The organism is Mesorhizobium sp. M7A.F.Ca.MR.148.00.0.0 (genome assembly GCF_003997735.1).
GTDB lineage: Bacteria > Pseudomonadota > Alphaproteobacteria > Rhizobiales > Rhizobiaceae > Mesorhizobium.
Map to the genome: position 1 here is coordinate 663 of NZ_RZTB01000318.1, position 219 is coordinate 881.

The 219-nt window shown below is 63.5% G+C and carries 1 protein-coding gene; it reads left to right on the plus strand.

Translation table 11 applies throughout. The annotated features are described in order from the left end of the window. On the plus strand, positions 1–219 hold a 219-nt coding region (locus EOB49_RS34245), incomplete at both ends, for an ABC transporter transmembrane domain-containing protein (RefSeq protein WP_164781947.1).

Here is a 219-nt window from a genome sequence, read left to right on the forward strand (position 1 = left end):
TCGACCACGGCATGACGGCGGGCAGGCTCGACCAGTCGGTGATGATCGCAGCGACCGGCGCTTTCGCCGTGATCATCCTGATCAACTACGCCGCCAGCTACGTGCAGGAAAGCGTTGTCGGCAAGGTCGCCGAAAACGTGCTGTCGGACCTGCGCCGCGCCATGTTCAGCCATCTGCAGCGTGTCTCGTTGAGCTTCACGGACAAGACCGAGGTCGGCC